Raw genomic sequence first — 17,516 nt, 5'->3', positions numbered from 1 at the left:
AAAACGGGCACCCGAGGGTGCCCGTTTTGCATGGCGCGGCGGCCGATTACGCGGGCTGCGACGTACCCTGCAGGCCGAACCACGACGGCACGAGCGCGACCGCATCGTCGAGCGACGCGAGCACGTGCAGGCTCAGCGCGATGATTTCGGGCGTCGGCGCCTTCAGATCCGGCACGGTGACGACCGATGCGCCGGCGCCGGCGGCCGACTGCGCGCCGAAGTCGCTGTCCTCGAACGCGACGCACGCGTGGGCCGGCACGCCGAGGCGTTCGGCCGCGAGCCGGTAGACGGCCGGATCGGGCTTGCCGCGCGCGACTTCGTCGCCGCCCGCGATCGCACGGAAGAACGGCAGCACGCCGACCGCGTCGAGCCGCGCACGGATCACGTCGCCCGCGGACGACGACGCGACCGCGCACGGAATGCCGGCCTGCGCGAGTGCATCGAGCAGCGCGAACGCGCCCGGTTTCAGCGGAAACTTCGGATGCGGCTCGGGCGCCGCGAGCTGTTCGCGCACGCGGGTGCGCACGGCGTCGAACGTATCGGGGTTGCCGATCAGCCGCGCCAGGATGACCTGGCCTTCGGCGAACGAACGGCCGACGATCTGCAGGTAGTCGGCGACGGTCAGCGCGACACCGTGTGCATTCGACACGTCGATCCACGTGTTCATGATGGTCCGCTCGGAATCGACGAGCAGGCCGTCCATGTCGAAGAGCGCGGCGGAAAAGGTCATCGGCGGCATCCGTGAAGCGGGGCAGGCGACGGGCGGCGTGACGGCCGCCCGAATGAAAAACGGACGCCGAAGGCGTCCGTCCGGAACAGCAGGCGGTTACCGGCCGAGTGCGGCGCGGGCTGCCTTGACGGCCGCGCGCACCTGGTCGGGTGCGGTGCCGCCCGGGTGGTTGCGGCTCGCGACCGACCCCTCGAGCGTCAGGTAGCCGAACACGTCGTCGCCGATCAGGTGCGCGACGTTCGGCAGATCCTGCTTCATCTCGTCGAGCGTCAGGTCGGCGAGATCGATGCCGCGGTCGTCGCAGATCTTCACGGCATGCGCGACGGCTTCGTGCGCATCGCGGAACGGCAGGCCGCGCTTCACGAGGTAGTCGGCGAGGTCGGTCGCGGTCGAGAAGCCCTGCAGCGCGGCCGCACGCATCGCGTCCGGCTTCACGGTGATGCCGGCAACCATCTCGGCGAAGATCCGCAGCGTGTCGGCGACGGTGTCGACCGTGTCGAACAGCGGTTCCTTGTCTTCCTGGTTGTCCTTGTTGTACGCGAGCGGCTGGCCCTTCATCAGCGTGAGCAGCGCCATCAGGTGGCCGTTCACGCGGCCGGTCTTGCCGCGCGCGAGCTCGGGCACGTCCGGGTTCTTCTTCTGCGGCATGATCGAGCTGCCGGTGCAGAAGCGGTCGGCGATGTCGATGAAGCCGACGCGCGGGCTCATCCACAGCACGAGTTCTTCGGAGAAGCGCGACACGTGCGTCATCACGAGCGCCGAGGCCGCCGTGAATTCGATCGCGAAGTCGCGATCGGACACCGCGTCGAGCGAGTTCGCGCAGATGCCGTCGAAGCCGAGCGTCTTCGCCACGGCATGACGGTCGATCGGGTAGCTCGTGCCCGCGAGCGCGGCCGCGCCGAGCGGCAGGCGGTTCACGCGCGTGCGGCAGTCGCGCATGCGTTCCGCGTCGCGCGTGAACATCTCGACGTACGCGAGCAGGTGGTGGCCGAACGTGACGGGTTGCGCGACCTGCAGGTGCGTGAAGCCCGGCATGATCGTGTCGGCGTTCTGTTCCGCGAGGTCGACCAGCGCGCCGCGCAGGTCGTTCAGCAGGCCGCCGATGCGGTCGATCTCGCCGCGCAGCCACAGGCGGATGTCGGTCGCGACCTGGTCGTTGCGCGAGCGGCCCGTGTGCAGGCGCTTGCCCGCGTCGCCGATCAGCGCGGTCAGGCGCGCCTCGATGTTCAGGTGGACGTCTTCCAGGTCGAGCTGCCATTCGAATTCGCCGCGCTCGATCTCGCCCTTGATCTGCGCCATCCCGCGTTCGATCGCGGCCAGGTCGTCGGCGCTGATGATCTTCTGCGCGGCGAGCATGTTCGCGTGCGCGAGCGAGCCGGCGATGTCGACGAGCGCGAGGCGCTTGTCGAAAAACACCGACGACGTGTAGCGCTTGACCAGTTCCGACATCGGTTCCGAGAAGCGGGCCGACCAGGCCTCGCCCTTTTTGTGCAGTTGGGACGTCATGGCGATTCTTCGAAGGGGAGTTGGGCAGCGTGCGCCGCCGAGGGAATCCCGCAATTCTAGCATTCGCGGGCCTGCCGGCCGTGGCCCGCGCGGGCCGGCCCGCTCAGTCGCGCACCAGCACGACGAGCTTCAGGTCCTCGCGGTGCGCGGGCTTTAGCGTGATCTGCTGGTACACGAGGCGGCCGTCGGCCGGATGGTCGAATTCGCGCAGCCCGCCTTCGCGTTCGAACACGTCCTGCGACGCCCAGTACTGCGCGAATGCGTCGCTGCCGGCGGTCAGCGCGTCGATCAGCGCGCGCGTCGGCGCGTCGGCCAGGTGGCGGATCGAATCGGCGCGGAATTCGGCCGCGAGACGCCGGGCGCGGGTTTCCCAGTCGACGATCAGCGTGCGCGCGGCCGGCGACATGAACGTGAAGCGCAGCAGGTTGCGATCGTGCTCGCCGTCGAGCCAGCCGGAAAAGAGCGCGGCGGCCGGCGCATTCCACGCGAGCGCATTCCATTGGCGGTCGAGCACGTAGGCAGGCGTCGCGATCGCCGCGACGGTCGCGGCGAGCGTCGGCGGCAGGTCGCCGCCCGCGACGTCGGGCTCGGCCGGGTCGCGCTGCGCGGCCAGCTCGAACAGGTACGCGCGTTCGGCCTTCGACAGCTGCAGCGCGACGGCGATCCGCGCGAGCGCGTCGGCCGACGCGGACACCGGGCGGCCCTGCTCGATCCACGTGTACCAGGTCGGGCTGACGCCGCACAGTTGCGCGACTTCCTCGCGCCGCAGCCCCGGCGTGCGGCGGCGCGGGCCGGGCGGCAGGCCGACGGCCTGCGGCGACAGCCGCTCGCGGTGAGCGCGGATGAATTCGCCGAGCGCGCGGGCGGGCGTGGCGTCGAGCGGCGGGACGGGGGCGGAGGGCGGCTGGTTCATGCGGGAACGGCGAAATGGATACGAGGACGCGGCAACGTTCAGACAGGTGGATCGAATACCAGAATAACTGCTTAACTTGTACTGGTACAGGCGTGGGCCTATTGTAGCGTCTCGCGCGCTGGCAGGGCAGCGGGCGTCCCACAAAACGCGTTGCACGGGGCCGGAACGCGCGCTGAAGCGCCAACACCGGGCGACTGCATCAAGGAAAGGAGCGAACGATGAAACACCACGACCAGGTCGCCGACGCATTCGGCACGACGGCCGCCGCCTATCTGACGAGCACGGTTCATGCGACGGGCGCCGACCTGCAGACGCTCGCCGACGCGGTGAGCGCGACACCCGATGCCGCGGTGCTCGATCTCGGCTGCGGCGCCGGCCATGCGAGCTTCGCGGTCGCGCCGCACGTGCGCGACGTGGTCGCCTACGATCTGGCCGCGCCGATGCTCGCGACCGTCGACGCCGCCGCGCGCGAGCGCGGGCTCGCGAACATCCGCACGCAGCAGGGCCCGGCCGAGCGGCTGCCGTTCGACACGGCGACGTTCGACTGGGTCGTGAGCCGGATGAGCGCGCACCACTGGCACGACATGCGCGCGGCGCTCGCCGAGGTGCGCCGCGTGCTGAAGCCGGGCGGCCGCGTGCTGATGATCGACATTGCCGGCAATGACCATCCGCTCCTCGACACGTACCTGCAGGCCGCGGAAGTGCTGCGCGACGCGTCGCACGTGCGCGACTACCACGCCGACGAATGGCTCGCGATGTTCCGCGAGGCCGGCTTCGACGCGCAGGTGCACAGCCGCTGGCGGCTGCCGATCGATTTCGAGACGTGGGTTGCGCGCATCCGCACGCCGGCCGACAGCGTGACCGGCATTCGCGCATTGTGGGCGCATGCGCCGGACGAGGTGCGCGGCTATTACGCGGTGCAGCCCGACGGTTCGTTCGAGCACGACGCGCTGCTGATCGACGCGCATTGAGCGGGTGGCGCGTTCTGCGCCGTTACGCGGCAGCATGAAAAAAGCCGCGATACGCCTACTCGCGTATCGCGGCTTTCACGATGCGGGCCGGCGCGGAGCGAGCCCGCGCCGCCTGCGGATCAGCCGGTGTTGCGCAGGCCGGCCGCGATCCCGTTGATCGTCAGGTGAATCCCGCGGCGCAGTCGCGCGTTCGTGTCGCCCGCACGGTGACGCTTGATCAGCTCGACCTGCAGGTGGTTCAGCGGGTCGAGATACGGGAAGCGGTTCTTGATCGAGCGCGCGAGCAGCGGGTTGGTCGCGAGGCGGCCTTCGTGCCCGGTGATTTCCGCGAGCGCGTGCGACGTGCGCTCCCATTCCGCGACGATCCGCTCGAACACGTGCTTGCGCAGCTTGCGATCGGACACGAGCTGCGCGTAGCGCGACGCGACCGCGAGATCGGTCTTCGCGAGCACCATGTCCATGTTCGACAGCAGGTTCGAGAAGAACGGCCAGGTCTTGTTCATCTTCTTCAGCAGCGCGACGCGCTTCGTGCGCTCGGCGTCGTCCTGCGCGCTGTCGAGATACGCGCTCACCGCGCTGCCGAAGCCGTACCAGCCGGTCAGCAGCAGCCGGCACTGGCCCCACGAGAAGCCCCACGGAATCGCGCGCAGATCCTCGATCTTGCGCTGCTTCGGATCCTGCAGCTTGCGCGATGCCGGGCGGCTGCCGATGTTCAGCTCGGCGATCTCGGTGATCGGCGTCGACGAGAAGAAGTAGTCGGTGAAGCCCGGGGTTTCATAGACGAGCGCGCGGTAGGCGGCCATCGCCGAGTCGGACAGCGTCTGCATCGCGGCTTCGAACGCGGGCAACTGCGCCGGCGCGTTCGACTGCGGCAGCAGCGACGCTTCGAGCGTTGCGGCGACGACCGTCTCGAGGTTCCGGCGGCCGATCGACGGGTTCGAGAACTTGCTCGCGATCACCTCGCCCTGTTCGGTCAGGCGGATCTGGCCGTTCACGGTGCCCGGCGGCTGCGACAGGATTGCCTGGTAGGTCGGGCCGCCCCCGCGGCCGACCGTGCCGCCCCGGCCGTGGAACAGCCGCAGCGTGATCTTGCGCTCGCGGAACAGGTCGACGAGCGCGAGTTCCGCGCGATACAGCTCCCAGTTCGACGTGAGGAAGCCGCCGTCCTTGTTGCTGTCCGAGTAGCCGAGCATCACTTCCTGTTCGGCGCCCTGGTGCGCGATCAGCGTGTCGATGCCCGGCAGTGCGAAGTAGTCGCGCATGATGCGCGACGCGTCGCGCAGGTCGGGGATCGTCTCGAACAGCGGGATCACCATCAGGCTGTTCCTCGCGTCGCTGCCCGGCACGCCGAGCGTGCCTTCGAGCAGGCCCGTCTCCTTCTGCAGCAGCAGCACCTCGACGAGGTCGCTGACGGTTTCCGTATGCGAGATGATGTAGTTGCGCACCGCGCGCGCGCCGAATTGCGCGCGGACTTCGCGCGCCTTCTCGAACACGCCGAGCTCGCTTTGCGCGAGTGCCGAGTATTCGAAGTACGGCGAGCGCAGCGGGCGCGGATCGGCGAGCGCGGCGAGCAGCACGCGCAGCTTGTCTTCCTCGGCGAGCGCCGCGTAGTCGGCCTCGACGCCCGCGCGCGCGAACAGCTCGGCGACCACCGCTTCGTGGATGTCGGAGCTCTGGCGCAGGTCGATGCTCGCGAGATGGAAGCCGAACACTTCGGCCGCGCGCACGAGCGGCGCGAGGCGCGGCGCGGCGAGCGACGTGCCGTGGTGCTCGTCGAGCGACGCGGTCAGCACCTTCAGGTCGGCGACGAACGCCTCGGAATCCGCATACGGGATCGCGCGCACGGGCGGCGCGCCGCGACCCGCGCTGCGCACGGGCACCGTGCCTTCGCCGACGCGCACGCGCGCGCTCGCGGCGAGCCGCGTGTAGATGCCGATCAGCGCGCGGCGATACGGTTCGTCGACGCGGTGCGGCGACTGGTCGGGCGATGCGGCCGCCAGCGCCTTCACCGCGTCGTTCGCGCCGACGAGCAGGTTCGACACCGAGAGCTCGGCGCCGAGCTTGTGCACCTGTTCCAGGTAGTGCTCGAGGATCACCGCGGCCTGGCGGTTGATCGCTTCGTCGAGCGTCGGCGCGGTCACGTTCGGGTTGCCGTCGCGGTCGCCGCCGATCCAGCTGCCCATCTGGAAGAACGCGGGCACGCGGGCGGACAGGCCGTGCTCGGCGAGCGCGGCCTCGATGTCGCCGTAGAGCGCGGGCAGTTCGTCGAGGAACGTCGCGCGGTAGTACGACAGCGCGTTCTCGATCTCGTCGCCGACCGTCAGGCGCGAGTCGCGCAGCATGCGCGTCTGCCACAGCGCGGTCACGCGCGCGCGCAGCATCGCTTCGTTGTACTGGCGCTCGCGCGCGGTCAGTTCCTGGTCGCGTTCGGCGAGCAGGCGCGCGATGTCGTGCTGTGCGTCGAGGATGCTCTTGCGCTGCACTTCGGTCGGGTGCGCGGTCAGCACCGGCACGATCAGCGCATCGTCGAAGAAGCGCTGCAGCAGGCGTTTCGACGCGTTGCCGGTCGTCTTCAGCTGTTCGAGCGCGTACGCGACGGTGCCGGGCTGCGGCGCGGAGCCGGCCAGCGCGTGGATGCGGCGGCGGCGGTTGTGATGGCGGTCTTCCGCGATGTTCGCGAGATGCGAGAAATAGCTGAACGCGCGCACGACGCTCACCGTCTGTTCCGGCGTCAGCTTGCGCAGTTTCTTCTCGAGCGTCTGCGCGGCTTCGCTGTCGTCCTCGCGGCGGAACTTGACCGCGGTCTGGCGGATCGTTTCGACGACGTCGAATACCGTATCGCCTTCCTGTTCGCGCACGACGTCGCCGAGCAGGCGGCCGAGGAAGCGGATGTCCTCGAACAGCGGGCCGTCCTTGTCGTCGCGCGTGCGCGTGCCGGCCTTCGGCGCGGCGGCCTTGCGGGCAGCGGGGCCGGCGGCTCGGGGCGCGCGTTTTGTCTGACGTATCGGGTCTTTCGGTTTCGTTGCCGTTTTCGCACGGCCGTTCGCGGCGGTGGCGACGGTGTCCGTCGAGGCGTCGGAGGAGGACAGGGCAGCATTGCGGCGCGCCGTGCGCGCCGATCCGGAAGACTTCACGATGGGTTTCCTTGGGAAAGCTCGAGTCAAAAGGAACTGCGGTAACTGCGGGAACTGCGGTCAAGCAACCAGCTACGTGCGGCACATCCGCACATCGGCGCCGCGACCCGCACAGGGGCAGGCCGGGCGCAGGCTCCGGGCCCGGGCGGGCCGGGGCGTGCGTGCTACCATTGTTCGATCTTCAATCCCGTCCTTCGATGTTCCAGCAATGAATTCCGAGACCCCTGCGGCCGGGCCGCAACAGGCACAGCCGCCCGCGACGTTGACGATTGCTTCGCGCGAGAGCCGCCTGGCGATGTGGCAAGCCGAACATGTGCGTGATGCGCTGCGCAAATTATATCCAGCTTGTGACGTGAAAATCCTCGGGATGACGACACGCGGCGATCAGATTCTCGATCGCACGCTGTCGAAGGTCGGCGGCAAGGGCCTGTTCGTGAAGGAACTGGAGACCGCGCTGGCCGACGGCCGCGCCGATCTCGCCGTGCATTCGCTGAAGGACGTGCCGATGGCGCTGCCCGACGGCTTCACGCTCGCCGCGATCATGGAGCGCGAAGACCCGCGCGACGCGTTCGTGTCGAACGACTACGCGTCGCTCGACGCGCTGCCGGCCGGCGCGGTCGTCGGCACGTCGAGCCTGCGCCGCGAAGCGATGCTGCGTTCGCGTTATCCGCATCTCGACGTCCTGCCGCTGCGCGGCAACCTCGACACGCGTCTCGCGAAGCTCGACCGCGGCGACTACGCGGCGATCATCCTCGCGGCCGCCGGCCTGAAACGCCTCGGCCTCGAAGCGCGGATTCGCGCGCTGATCGACGTCGAAGCGAGCCCGCCCGCGGCCGGTCAGGGCGCGCTCGGCATCGAGATCGCCGCGCACCGCGACGACGTCGCTGCGTGGCTCGCGCCGCTGCACGACCCGCAGACCGCACTCGCGGTCGAGGCCGAGCGGATGGTGTCGCGCGCGCTCGGCGGCAGCTGCGAGGTGCCGCTCGCCGCGCACGCGGTGTGGCGCGCGGGCGAGCTGTACCTGACGGGCCGCGTGTCGACGACTGACGGCAAACGCGTGCTGACCGCCGAGGAGTGCGGCGCCGTGATGACCGTCGCCGATGCGCTCGCGCTGGGCCGTGCGGTGTCCGACGAGCTCGAGGCGCAAGGCGCGCTCGATATCGTCCAGGCGCTGCTCGCGGCCTCGCAGGCCGGCAAGGGCGACGCCTGATGGCGGGCGGCGCGCGCGCGTTCACCGCTGTCCTGACGCGTCCGGACGGCCAGTCCGACGCGCTGGCATCGCAACTGGCCGATGCCGGTTGCGACGTGCTTGAATTCCCGCTGATCGATATTGCGCCGGTTGACGATCCGGCACCGCTGGACGCCGCGTTCGCGGCGCTTGCCGACTACGCGCTGGTGATTTTCGTGTCGCCGAACGCGATCGACCGCGCACTCGCGCAGTACGGCGCGATCTGGCCGAACGCGTTGCCGGTCGGCGTGGTCGGGCCCGGCAGCGTCGCGGCGCTCGAGCGTCACGGCATCGCGGCGCCCGCGCATCGCGTGATCGCGCCGCAGGCGCCGGCCGACGGCGGCATGCCTCATTACGATTCCGAAAGCCTGTTCGCATGTATCGAGGCCGCGTTCGGCGGCGCGCAGGCGCTGGCGGGCAAGCGCGTGCTGATCGTGCGCGGCGACGGCGGGCGCGAATGGCTTGCCGACCGCCTGCGCGAGGCCGGCGCGGACGTCACGCTCGTCGCGGCCTACCGGCGAGTCGTGCCGGAGCCGCGCGTCGGCGCGTGGGAGCGCGTGCACGCGCTGCTCGACGGCCAGCCGCATGCGTGGCTGGTCACGAGCTCGGAAGGTGTGCGCAACCTGCACGAGCTTGCGCGGGCGCACTTGAACGATGCCGAGATCGAGGCGCTGAAGCATGCGCCGCTCGTCACGCCGCACCCGCGGATCGAGCAGACCGCGCGCGCATTGGGTTTTGATAGGATTACGCTGACCGGCGCGGGCGATGAGCGCATCGTCCGCGCGTTTCGAACGATGGCCGACGAGGCCGTCCAACCGGCGACAGCCGCACCGGTGACTAAACGCATGACAGATACCAACGATTCCAAAAGCGTCGCTTCCCAGCCGGCCGCTGCATCCGCACCGCCGCCCAGTCCCCCTTATCTCGCGCCCGAGCCGCCCGCGCGCCGCGGCGGCAGCGCGGTGCTGTGGTTCGTCGTCGTCGTGCTCGGCTGCGCGGCGGGTGTCGGCGGCTACGCGCTGAACCGCAAGATCGACCGGCTCGACGGCACGTTCGTCACGCGCCAGAAGGCGCTCGACGCGCAGACGGCCGAAACGCGCATGAAGACCGAGCAGGCGCTCGCCAGTACGCACCAGGTCGACACGCAGCTCGCGCAGCTCGACGGCAAGCTCGCCGACGCGCAGAGCGCGCAGCAGGCGCTGCAGCAGCAATACCAGGACCTGTCGCGCAACCGCGACGCGTGGATGCTCGAGGAAGTCGACCAGATGCTGTCGAGCGCGAGCCAGCAGCTCCAGCTGACCGGCAACACGCAGCTCGCGCTGATCGCGCTGCAGAATGCCGACGCGCGTCTCGCGACGTCGCAGAGCGCGCAGGCCGTCACGGTGCGAAAGGCGCTCGCGCAGGACATCGAGAAGCTGAAGGCCGCACCGGCGGCCGATCTCACGGGCCTCGCGATCAAGCTCGACGACGCAATCGCGAAGATCGACGCGCTGCCGCTGTCCGGCGAGGCGATCGTGCCGCACGCGGAGCCGAAGGCTGTGCCGGCCGAAGCCGCATCGTCGGCCGTGGCCGGCGAGCCGCGCTGGAAGGTGTGGTGGCACGACTTCTCGGCCGGCCTCGGCCAGCAGCTGAAGAGCCTCGTGCAGGTGCGCCGGATCGACAACGCGGACGCGATGCTCGCGTCGCCCGATCAGGGCTATTTCGTGCGTGAGAACGTGAAGCTGCGCCTGCTCACCGCGCGGCTGTCGCTGCTCGCGCGCAACGACAGCGCGATGAAGGCCGACCTGCACGCCGCGCAGGCGTCGCTCGGGAAGTATTTCGATCAGGCATCGAAGGACACGCAGACCGTCGAGGATCTGCTCAAGCAGGTCGACGGCGCATCGCTGACGGTCGCGGTGCCGAACCTGAATACGAGTCTGAACGCCGTTCAGCAGTTCAAGAGCCGGGGGTAACGATGACGCTTCGAGGAATCGTCTGGCTCGCGGTCCTGTTCGCGATCGCCGCGGCGCTCGCCACCGTCGGCCGTTTCGACGCGGGGCAGGTGCTGCTCGTCTATCCGCCGTACCGGATCGACGTGTCGCTGAACCTGTTCGTGATCGCCATCGTCGTGCTGTTCATCGTCGTGTACGCGCTGCTGCGCATCGTGCGCAACATCTGGCGCATGCCGCAGCGGGTCGCCGCATATCGGGCACGCTCGCGCAACGAGAAGGCACAGGCGTCGCTGCGCGACGCAATTTCGAACCTGTACGCGGGCCGCTTCTCGCGCGCGGAGAAGGCCGCGCGTGAAGCGCTGACGGTCGATGCGAACCTGGGCGCCGCGAGTCTCGTCGCGGCCACGGCCGCGCACCGGATGCACGAGTACACGCGCCGCGACGACTGGCTGTCGAAGGTGGACGCGCCCGAATGGCAGGACGCCCGGCTGCTCGCGGCTGCCGACATGCGCGCGGATGCGCGCGATGCCGACGGCGCGCTCGCCGCGCTGGCCGACATGCAGGCCGGCGGCAAGCGCATTCACGCGCAGCAGGTTGCGCTGCGCGCGCAGCAGCAACTGAAGAACTGGGCCGAGGTGTTGAAGCTCGCGAAGGCGCTCGAGAAGCGCGAGGCGCTGCATCCGGCCGCGGCCGTGCGGCTGCGCCAGCAGGCGGCGGAAAACCTGCTGCGCGAACGCCGGCACGACCCGGACGCGCTGCTCGAAGTGTGGCAGTCGCTGTCGCCGGTCGAGCGCCAGTCGCCGCGTCTGGCCGATCTCGCGGCCGACCTGCTCGTACCGCTCGAGCGCCGCAACGAAGCGCGCCGCATCGTCGAGGACGCGCTCGCGCACAACTGGGATGCCCGCCTGCTGCGCCGTTACCCGGATACGGCCGGCGCCGATGCGCTGCCGCTGATCCAGAAGGCGGAAGGGTGGAAGAAGGATCATCCGGAAGACGCCGACCTCTTGTTCGCGCTCGGCCGCCTCTGCCAGCAGCAGCAGCTGTGGGGCAAGGCGCAGTCGTTCCTCGAATCGGCGCTGAAGCTGGCCGACAACGAGGCGCTGAAGGTGCGGGCGCATCGCGCGCTCGCCCGCCTGTTCGAGCATCTCGGCGAAACCGACAAGGCGGCAAAGCACTATCGCGAAAGCGCGCTCGCGATCACCGTGGTCTGACGCGGCGCTGCACTGCACGGCGCAAAAAGCCCCGAACGCCAAGCGGCCTTCGGGGCTTTTTTTCGTCCGTCGCCGCCGGCCCGAACGCGTTACGCGCCGAGCCTGCGCAGCAGGTCGTCCTCGCTCGCGACGAACCACACCGATTGGCCGCGGTTGGATTCGCGAACGAGCGCGCGCAGCGCTTCGCTGCGCGCGAGCCAGCGGTCGATGTCGCCGACCACGCCGAGCCGGACGCCGTAATTGACGAGCTTCTGCAGCACGGCGCCGGCCAGCCCGCTGTCGAGCCGGTAGAAGTCGTCGTGCAGCGCGTCGGCGGGGATCGCGATCCAGTCGGCTTCGTGCTCGTGCGCGAGCGCGACGAGATCGAGCGCATCGCTTTCCCGCTGCACGAGGGCGGAGGAAGGGGCGCGGACCAGCACACGGCTGCCGGCTGCCTGAACGAATCGGTGGGACATGGTGTCGGGTTCCGTCGATGTCAGAAATGCGAGCACGGTGTCGCGCTGCCCGCGGATGAAGTGCGGCTGCCCGGGAAGAAACCGGACTTGCGCGTGCGGCACGAGACGCGTCAGACGATCACGGGTGTCGCGCGAATCGAGCATCACGTCGCGTCCGCCGACGACCGCCAGCACGGGCATCGACAATGTGCGGAGCGTATCGTCGTCGAATACCGGGATCGGTTCGATGCGCGGGCGAAACCCGCGGTCGACGGCGTGCATCAATGCGAGCGTGTCGCGTTCGGCCGGCGTCGATGCGGGCGGCAGACGACCGAGCACGCGCCGCCGCACGCACGCGCGCCCGACATCGCCGAGCAGCAACAACGGCAGCGCCCACCACAGAAACGGCTTCTGCCGGCCGATGCCGGACGGGCAGAGCAGCGCGAGCCGCGTGACGCGCGCCGGCCGGCGCAACGCGAAGTCGAGTGCCGTTCGCGCGCCGAGCGAGATGCCGGCGAACGCGGCGCGCGATACCTGCAGGCCGTCGAGCACGTCGTCGAGCCACTGCGCGTACGCGTCGCTCGCGAGTGGAGGGCGCGACGGCGCGCTCGGTCCCGCTTCGCCGATCACGTCGATCGCGTAGAGCCGGAAGTGCGTCGACCAGACGGCCGCGTAATACTGCCAGCTTGCCGCCGTCGTCTGCGCACCGTGGATCAGCACGAGCGGCGGCGCGTGTTCGGGGCCGCAGTCGATCACGTGCGTCGCGCCGTGCCGTGTTTGCACCGTGACGCGCCGATGCCCGGCCGGCCAGTGCGACAGTGCGGCCGCGTAAGCAGCACGAATCGCGCGCGCGTGGCGGGGCGACCGGAAGATCGCGCTCATGCCCCGCTTTGCTGCAGCAACCTCTCGAGCGACGACATCAGCGCAGCCGTGTCGGCCGGTGTCGCGGCGACGATGATCTTGACCACGCTCGCGGCGGGATCGAACGTCACGTCGATCCGCACGGGATCGACGTACGACGTGCGGCCCGACGCCATCGCATGCAGCGAGCGCGACAGGTACTGGTGCAGCGACTGGGACGCGTCCGGAATGTCGACGATGCTGGTGACGCGCACCGCGCGCGGCATGGGCGCGGCCGGCTCCGTTGGCGCGAACGCGGCAAGGTCGGCAGCGAGGATGCGGTACGCGCGGCCGACCCGCGTCGCGCGCAGCTTGCCGTCGCGAATGAACCGCAGGATGGTCTTCGGATGGACGCGAAGGCGGGCGGCAGTGTCTTCGACGGTGTGGAACATGGTCGGCAAATGATTTCCTTAATACTCTTTATTGTTCCATATAAAAGGGAGCATAAGGGAATAATTTGGTGAATAGGGCGCCATCATCCGGCTGACTTGGCTCGGCTGATCCGGATAGCGCCTGCCCGGAATCGAAGACGCCCCGGCAACCGGGGGATTCCGGCTGCCGGGGCGTTGTCGGGGGCCGGCAATCGATCGGCCGGCGTGCTTCGCGTGCCCTGCGTGCAGTTACGCGCCGCGCATCACTTGTCGACCAGCTGCTTCGGCACGGACAGCGCGAGCAGCCCGCCGAGCACGAGGAACGCGGCAAGCATGTACATGCCCGCATCGTTCGCGCCCGTCGCCTGCTTGAGCCAGCCCATCAGGTACGGGCTCAGGAAGCCGGCCAGGTTGCCGATCGAGTTGATCATCGCGATGCCGGCCGCGGCCGCCGTGCCGCCGAGGAACGCGGTCGGCAGGCTCCAGAACAGCGGCAGTGTCGTCAGGATGCCGATCGTCGCGAGCGTGAGGCCGAGCATCGCGAGCGAGGTCTGGTGCGCCCAGATCACCGACAGCACGAGTCCGATTGCACCGATCGCGGCCGGAATCGCGACGTGCCAGCGGCGTTCGCGGCGCTTGTCCGCGCTGCGCGCGATCAGGATCATCGCGACCACCGCGGCGGCATACGGAATCGCCGACAGCAGGCCGATCGCGACCGTGTCGGTGACGCCCGTCGCCTTGATGATGGTCGGCAGCCAGAAGCCGACGCCGTAGAGCCCCATCACGAACGAGAAGTAGATGAGCGCCATGAGCAACACGCGCGGGCTGGCCAGTACGGCGCCGAGCGGCAGGTCTTGCTTCGTCGCTTCCTCCGCGTCGACGTTGCGCGCGAGCAGCGCCTTTTCCTCGTCGGTCAGCCAGTTCGCCTTCGCGATCCGGTCGTCGAGCTTGAGGAACACGACGACGCCGACCAGCACTGACGGGATGCCTTCGAGCAGGAACAGCCATTGCCAGCCGTGCCACCCGCTCACGCCGTCGAACGCCTTCAGGATGAAGCCCGAGATCGGGCCGCCGATCACGCCGGACAGCGCGACTGCCGTCATGAAGAACGTCGTCATCCGGCCGCGCCGGTGCGCGGGATACCAGTAGGTGAGGTAGAGGATCACGCCGGGGAAGAAGCCCGCTTCGGCGACGCCGAGCAGGAAGCGCATCACGTAGAACATCGCGGGCGTCGTGACGAACATCGTCAGGATCGAGATCACGCCCCAGGTCGCCATGATGCGTGCGATCCACACGCGCGCGCCGACCTTGTGCAGGATGATGTTGCTCGGCACTTCGAACAGGAAATAGCCGAAGAAGAAGATCCCGGCGCCAAGCCCGTACACGGTATCGCTCAGGTTCAGGTCGCTCGCCATCTGCAGCTTCGCGAACCCGACGTTCACGCGGTCGAGATACGCGACCACGTAGCACAGCAGCAGGAGCGGCACGAGCCGCCACGACACCTTGCGATAGGTTGCTTCCTCGAATGCGCCGGACGAGCCCGGCAGCGACTGCGTCGATGTTGCCATGTTGTCTCCTGTCGATCTGAGTGAGCGCTTCAGCGGTTACCTGGATCCCATGCACCGCTGTCCTTATAGTTGGCCGGAACAGGCGCCGCGGCGCCGATTCCGGATTCGTGCGATGCAATGCGTGGCGATCGTGCTGCCCGGTGCGGCTAGATGCAGCGCCCGCCGTCGACTTCGAGGCAGACGCCGGTGATGAATTCGGCTTCGTCGGAGGCGAGGTAAAGCGCCGCGTTCGCGATGTCCTGCGGCGTCGAGAAACGGCCGAGCGGGATCGTCGCGAGGAAGCGGCGGCGATTCTCGGGCGTGTCCTCGCAGCCCATGAACTCGGTCATCAGCGCCGTCTCGCCGAGCACGGGGTTGATGCAGTTCACGCGGATGCGATCGGCGCCGAGCTCGGCCGCGAGCGACTTGCTCGCGGTGATCATCGCGCCCTTCGTGCTGTTGTACCAGACGAGGCCCGGGCGCGGCCGCACGCCGGCCGTCGACGCGACGTTCACGAACACGCCGCCGCCCTGCTCGCGGAAGTACGGCACGAAGGTCTGCACGCACCAGAACAGGCTTTTCATGTTGACCGCGTACACGCGGTCGAACTCGGCTTCCGTGACGTCGAGCACGGGCTTGTTGCGGTGCGTGGTGCCCGCGTTGTTCACGACGATCTGCACCGAGTGGAAATCGTCGAGCGCGGCCTGCAGCAGCGCTTGCCAGTCTTCCTGCTTCGACACGTCGCCGGCCACGGCGATCGCCTTGCCGCCCGCGAGCGCGATCTCGCTCGCGACACGCTCGGCCGCCGCGCCGTTCAGGTCGTTGACGACGACGTTCGCGCCTTCGCGCGCATACGTCTTCGCGATGCCTTCGCCGAAACCCGAGCCGCCGCCCGTGACGATGGCCGTCTTGCCGCTCAACCGCATGGTGTGTCTCCTGTGCTGGTGATGAGAGTCGCCGTGTAGCGATCGGCGGCCGGGCGCTGCCGGCCGCATGTCGCGCGCCGCGGGTTCAGCCGTGCCGGATCGCGATCGTCTTCAGCGTGGTGAAGCCGTACAGCGCCTCGAAGCCTTTCTCGCGGCCGTGGCCCGAGTGGCCGACGCCGCCGAACGGCAGCTCGACGCCGCCGCCCGCGCCGTAGTTGTTGATGAACACCTGGCCCGCACGCAGGCGCCGTGCGAGCCGCATCTGGCGCGCACCGTCACGCGTCCAGATGCCCGCGACGAGGCCGTACGGCGTGCCGTTCGCGAGCGCGACGGCTTCGTCTTCGTCGACGAAACGCATCGCGGCGAGCACGGGGCCGAACACTTCTTCCTGCGCGAGGCGGTGCGACGGCGGTACGTCGCGCAACAGCGCGGGCGCCTGGTAGAAGCCGCTTTCGGGCGCGTCGGCGACGACCTGCCCGTGCGCGGCCATCGGAATGCCGTCGTGCTGCGCGTCGGACAGGAAATCCCATACGCGCTGCTGCTGCTTCGCGTTGATCAGCGGGCCGCAGTCGAGATCGGCGCGGCTCGGGCCGACACGCAGCCCGTTGAACGCGGTGGCGAGGCGCTCGACGAGCGGCTCGTACACCGCGCGCTCGATCAGCACGCGGCTGCCGGCCGAGCAGGTCTGCCCGCCGTTCTGCACGATCGCCGATACGAGCACGGGCAGCGCCGCGTCGAGATCGGCATCGGCGAACACGATCTGCGGCGACTTGCCGCCGAGTTCGAGCGTGACGGGCACGTGGTTTTCCGCCGCCATCTGCGTGACCAGCTTGCCGGTGGCCGGCGAGCCCGTAAACGAGATGTGGTCGATGCCCGGATGGCGCGCGAGCGCGGCGCCGGCTTCGTGGCCGTAGCCGGTGACGATGTTGAGCGCGCCGGCCGGCAACCCGACCTCGGCGGCGAGCTCGGCGACGCGCAGCACGGACAGGCATGCATCCTCGGCCGGCTTGACGACGCAGGCGTTGCCGGCCGCGAGCGCCGCGCCGACGCTGCGCCCGAAGATCTGCATCGGATAGTTCCACGGCACGATGTGGCCCGTGACGCCGTGCGGCTCGCGCACCGTCAGCACCGTGTAGCCGGCCTGGTAGGGGAGGGTTTCGCCGTGCAGCTTGTCGGCGGCGCCCGCGTAGAACTCGAAGTAGCGCGCGAGCGCGGCCGCGTCGGCGCGCGCCTGCTTCAGCGGCTTGCCGGTGTCGCGCGCCTCGATCGCGGCGAGTTCCTCGATCGAATCGGCCACGCGCACCGACAGCCGCATCAGCACGCGGCCGCGTTCGGCGGCACTCGCGGCGCCCCATGGGCCCGCGAAGGCGTCGCGGGCCGCGGCGACCGCGCGCTCGATGTCGGGCGCGGTGCCGCGCGCGATCGTCGCGAACGGCTGGCCGTCGGAAGGATCGACGACTGCGATGGTTTCCAGTTGCGCGGGCAACGTCCATTCGCCCGCGATGAAGTGCTTCGCCTCTTCCATGCCTGCTCCCGTGTACCAGGGTGGGCGCTTCAGCGCCGACGCCGATTCGATGCAACGCGGCCGGTGGTTCGACGACCGACCATCCGGAACGATTATCGCGCCGATCGTCATCCGGACGCCACCGGTCGATTGGCTATAATGGCGCATTCCCTTGGGGGACGCCCGCGGCGGTGCATCGGCCGCGGCGCC

At 69.4% G+C, this 17,516-nt stretch carries 13 protein-coding genes; 4 read left to right on the top strand and 9 right to left on the bottom strand.

Features of this window, described 5'->3' with window-relative positions:
* Nucleotides 1–46: 46 nt before the first annotated feature.
* The 3 genes from BLA15945_RS16610 to BLA15945_RS16600 all read right to left on the bottom strand — a co-directional run bounded on the left by BLA15945_RS16610 (nt 47) and on the right by BLA15945_RS16600 (nt 3,149).
* Complete coding sequence (locus BLA15945_RS16610; protein WP_059236646.1) at nt 47–730, bottom strand: HAD family hydrolase; 684 nt, start codon at nt 728–730, stop codon at nt 47–49.
* Nucleotides 731–826: 96 nt separating this feature from the next.
* Nucleotides 827–2,236, bottom strand: coding sequence for an argininosuccinate lyase (gene argH, locus BLA15945_RS16605; RefSeq protein WP_059233471.1), 1,410 nt, complete (start codon nt 2,234–2,236; stop codon nt 827–829).
* A gap of 103 nt (nt 2,237–2,339) precedes the next feature.
* Nucleotides 2,340–3,149 (bottom strand): helix-turn-helix transcriptional regulator, encoded by an 810-nt coding sequence (locus tag BLA15945_RS16600; protein ID WP_059233472.1) that lies wholly within the window; start codon nt 3,147–3,149, stop codon nt 2,340–2,342.
* Between the two features lie 218 nt (nt 3,150–3,367).
* On the opposite strand from BLA15945_RS16600, the gene BLA15945_RS16595 reads away from it, so the two are divergent.
* The gene (locus BLA15945_RS16595; protein WP_174992945.1) at nt 3,368–4,120 is read left to right on the top strand and encodes a class I SAM-dependent methyltransferase; all 753 of its coding nucleotides are present in this window, start codon (nt 3,368–3,370) and stop codon (nt 4,118–4,120) included.
* Between the two features lie 119 nt (nt 4,121–4,239).
* Here the strand turns inward: BLA15945_RS16595 and ppc are convergent, their stop codons facing one another.
* Nucleotides 4,240–7,254, bottom strand: coding sequence for a phosphoenolpyruvate carboxylase (gene ppc / locus BLA15945_RS16590; RefSeq protein WP_059233474.1), 3,015 nt, complete (start codon nt 7,252–7,254; stop codon nt 4,240–4,242).
* 208 nt (nt 7,255–7,462) lie between these two features.
* On the opposite strand from ppc, the gene hemC reads away from it, so the two are divergent.
* From hemC to BLA15945_RS16575, 3 genes are read left to right on the top strand one after another with little or no spacing between them, the layout of a single operon-like run.
* The gene (gene hemC / locus BLA15945_RS16585) at nt 7,463–8,464 is read left to right on the top strand and encodes a hydroxymethylbilane synthase (RefSeq protein WP_059233475.1); all 1,002 of its coding nucleotides are present in this window, start codon (nt 7,463–7,465) and stop codon (nt 8,462–8,464) included.
* On the top strand, nt 8,464–10,434 hold the full coding sequence (gene hemDX / locus BLA15945_RS16580) for a fused uroporphyrinogen-III synthase HemD/membrane protein HemX (RefSeq protein ID WP_174992944.1): 1,971 nt from the start codon (nt 8,464–8,466) through the stop codon (nt 10,432–10,434). The genes hemC and hemDX overlap by 1 nt, the downstream gene beginning before the upstream one ends.
* A gap of 2 nt (nt 10,435–10,436) precedes the next feature.
* On the top strand, nt 10,437–11,624 hold the full coding sequence (locus tag BLA15945_RS16575) for a heme biosynthesis protein HemY (RefSeq protein WP_059233477.1): 1,188 nt from the start codon (nt 10,437–10,439) through the stop codon (nt 11,622–11,624).
* 89 nt (nt 11,625–11,713) lie between these two features.
* On the opposite strand, the gene BLA15945_RS16570 is transcribed toward BLA15945_RS16575, so the two are convergent.
* The 5 genes from BLA15945_RS16570 to BLA15945_RS16550 all read right to left on the bottom strand — a co-directional run bounded on the left by BLA15945_RS16570 (nt 11,714) and on the right by BLA15945_RS16550 (nt 17,327).
* Complete coding sequence (locus BLA15945_RS16570; protein ID WP_174992943.1) at nt 11,714–12,940, bottom strand: alpha/beta fold hydrolase; 1,227 nt, start codon at nt 12,938–12,940, stop codon at nt 11,714–11,716.
* Nucleotides 12,937–13,350 carry a helix-turn-helix domain-containing protein gene (locus BLA15945_RS16565; protein WP_174992942.1) on the bottom strand — a complete coding sequence of 138 codons (414 nt, stop codon included), beginning with the start codon at nt 13,348–13,350 and terminating at the stop codon, nt 12,937–12,939. Before BLA15945_RS16565 ends, BLA15945_RS16570 begins: the two co-directional genes overlap by 4 nt.
* Nucleotides 13,351–13,592: 242 nt before the next feature.
* Nucleotides 13,593–14,897: an MFS transporter gene (locus tag BLA15945_RS16560; protein ID WP_059233480.1), complete on the bottom strand. Its 1,305-nt coding sequence runs from the start codon at nt 14,895–14,897 to the stop codon at nt 13,593–13,595.
* 146 nt (nt 14,898–15,043) lie between these two features.
* Complete coding sequence (locus BLA15945_RS16555) at nt 15,044–15,802, bottom strand: SDR family oxidoreductase (protein WP_174992941.1); 759 nt, start codon at nt 15,800–15,802, stop codon at nt 15,044–15,046.
* A gap of 85 nt (nt 15,803–15,887) precedes the next feature.
* Entirely contained in the window at nt 15,888–17,327 is a 1,440-nt protein-coding gene (locus BLA15945_RS16550; protein ID WP_174992940.1) for an aldehyde dehydrogenase family protein, read from the bottom strand.
* Nucleotides 17,328–17,516 lie beyond the last annotated feature (189 nt).

The organism is Burkholderia arboris, assembly GCF_902499125.1.
GTDB lineage: Bacteria > Pseudomonadota > Gammaproteobacteria > Burkholderiales > Burkholderiaceae > Burkholderia > Burkholderia arboris.
Note: the sequence above shows the minus strand (reverse complement) of the source record. Positions and strands in the feature narration are given on the sequence as shown.

Bases quoted from the DNA above. Each gene is read 5' to 3' on its own strand.
- BLA15945_RS16610 (WP_059236646.1), bottom strand. From the start codon at position 730: ATGACCTTTTCCGCCGCGCTCTTCGACATGGACGGCCTGCTCGTCGAT.
- argH (WP_059233471.1), bottom strand. From the start codon at position 2,236: ATGACGTCCCAACTGCACAAAAAGGGCGAGGCCTGGTCGGCCCGCTTC.
- BLA15945_RS16600 (WP_059233472.1), bottom strand. From the start codon at position 3,149: ATGAACCAGCCGCCCTCCGCCCCCGTCCCGCCGCTCGACGCCACGCCC.
- BLA15945_RS16595 (WP_174992945.1), top strand. From the start codon at position 3,368: ATGAAACACCACGACCAGGTCGCCGACGCATTCGGCACGACGGCCGCC.
- hemC (WP_059233475.1), top strand. From the start codon at position 7,463: ATGAATTCCGAGACCCCTGCGGCCGGGCCGCAACAGGCACAGCCGCCC.
- hemDX (WP_174992944.1), top strand. From the start codon at position 8,464: ATGGCGGGCGGCGCGCGCGCGTTCACCGCTGTCCTGACGCGTCCGGAC.
- BLA15945_RS16575 (WP_059233477.1), top strand. From the start codon at position 10,437: ATGACGCTTCGAGGAATCGTCTGGCTCGCGGTCCTGTTCGCGATCGCC.
- BLA15945_RS16570 (WP_174992943.1), bottom strand. From the start codon at position 12,940: ATGAGCGCGATCTTCCGGTCGCCCCGCCACGCGCGCGCGATTCGTGCT.
- BLA15945_RS16565 (WP_174992942.1), bottom strand. From the start codon at position 13,350: ATGTTCCACACCGTCGAAGACACTGCCGCCCGCCTTCGCGTCCATCCG.
- BLA15945_RS16560 (WP_059233480.1), bottom strand. From the start codon at position 14,897: ATGGCAACATCGACGCAGTCGCTGCCGGGCTCGTCCGGCGCATTCGAG.
- BLA15945_RS16555 (WP_174992941.1), bottom strand. From the start codon at position 15,802: ATGCGGTTGAGCGGCAAGACGGCCATCGTCACGGGCGGCGGCTCGGGT.
- BLA15945_RS16550 (WP_174992940.1), bottom strand. From the start codon at position 17,327: ATGGAAGAGGCGAAGCACTTCATCGCGGGCGAATGGACGTTGCCCGCG.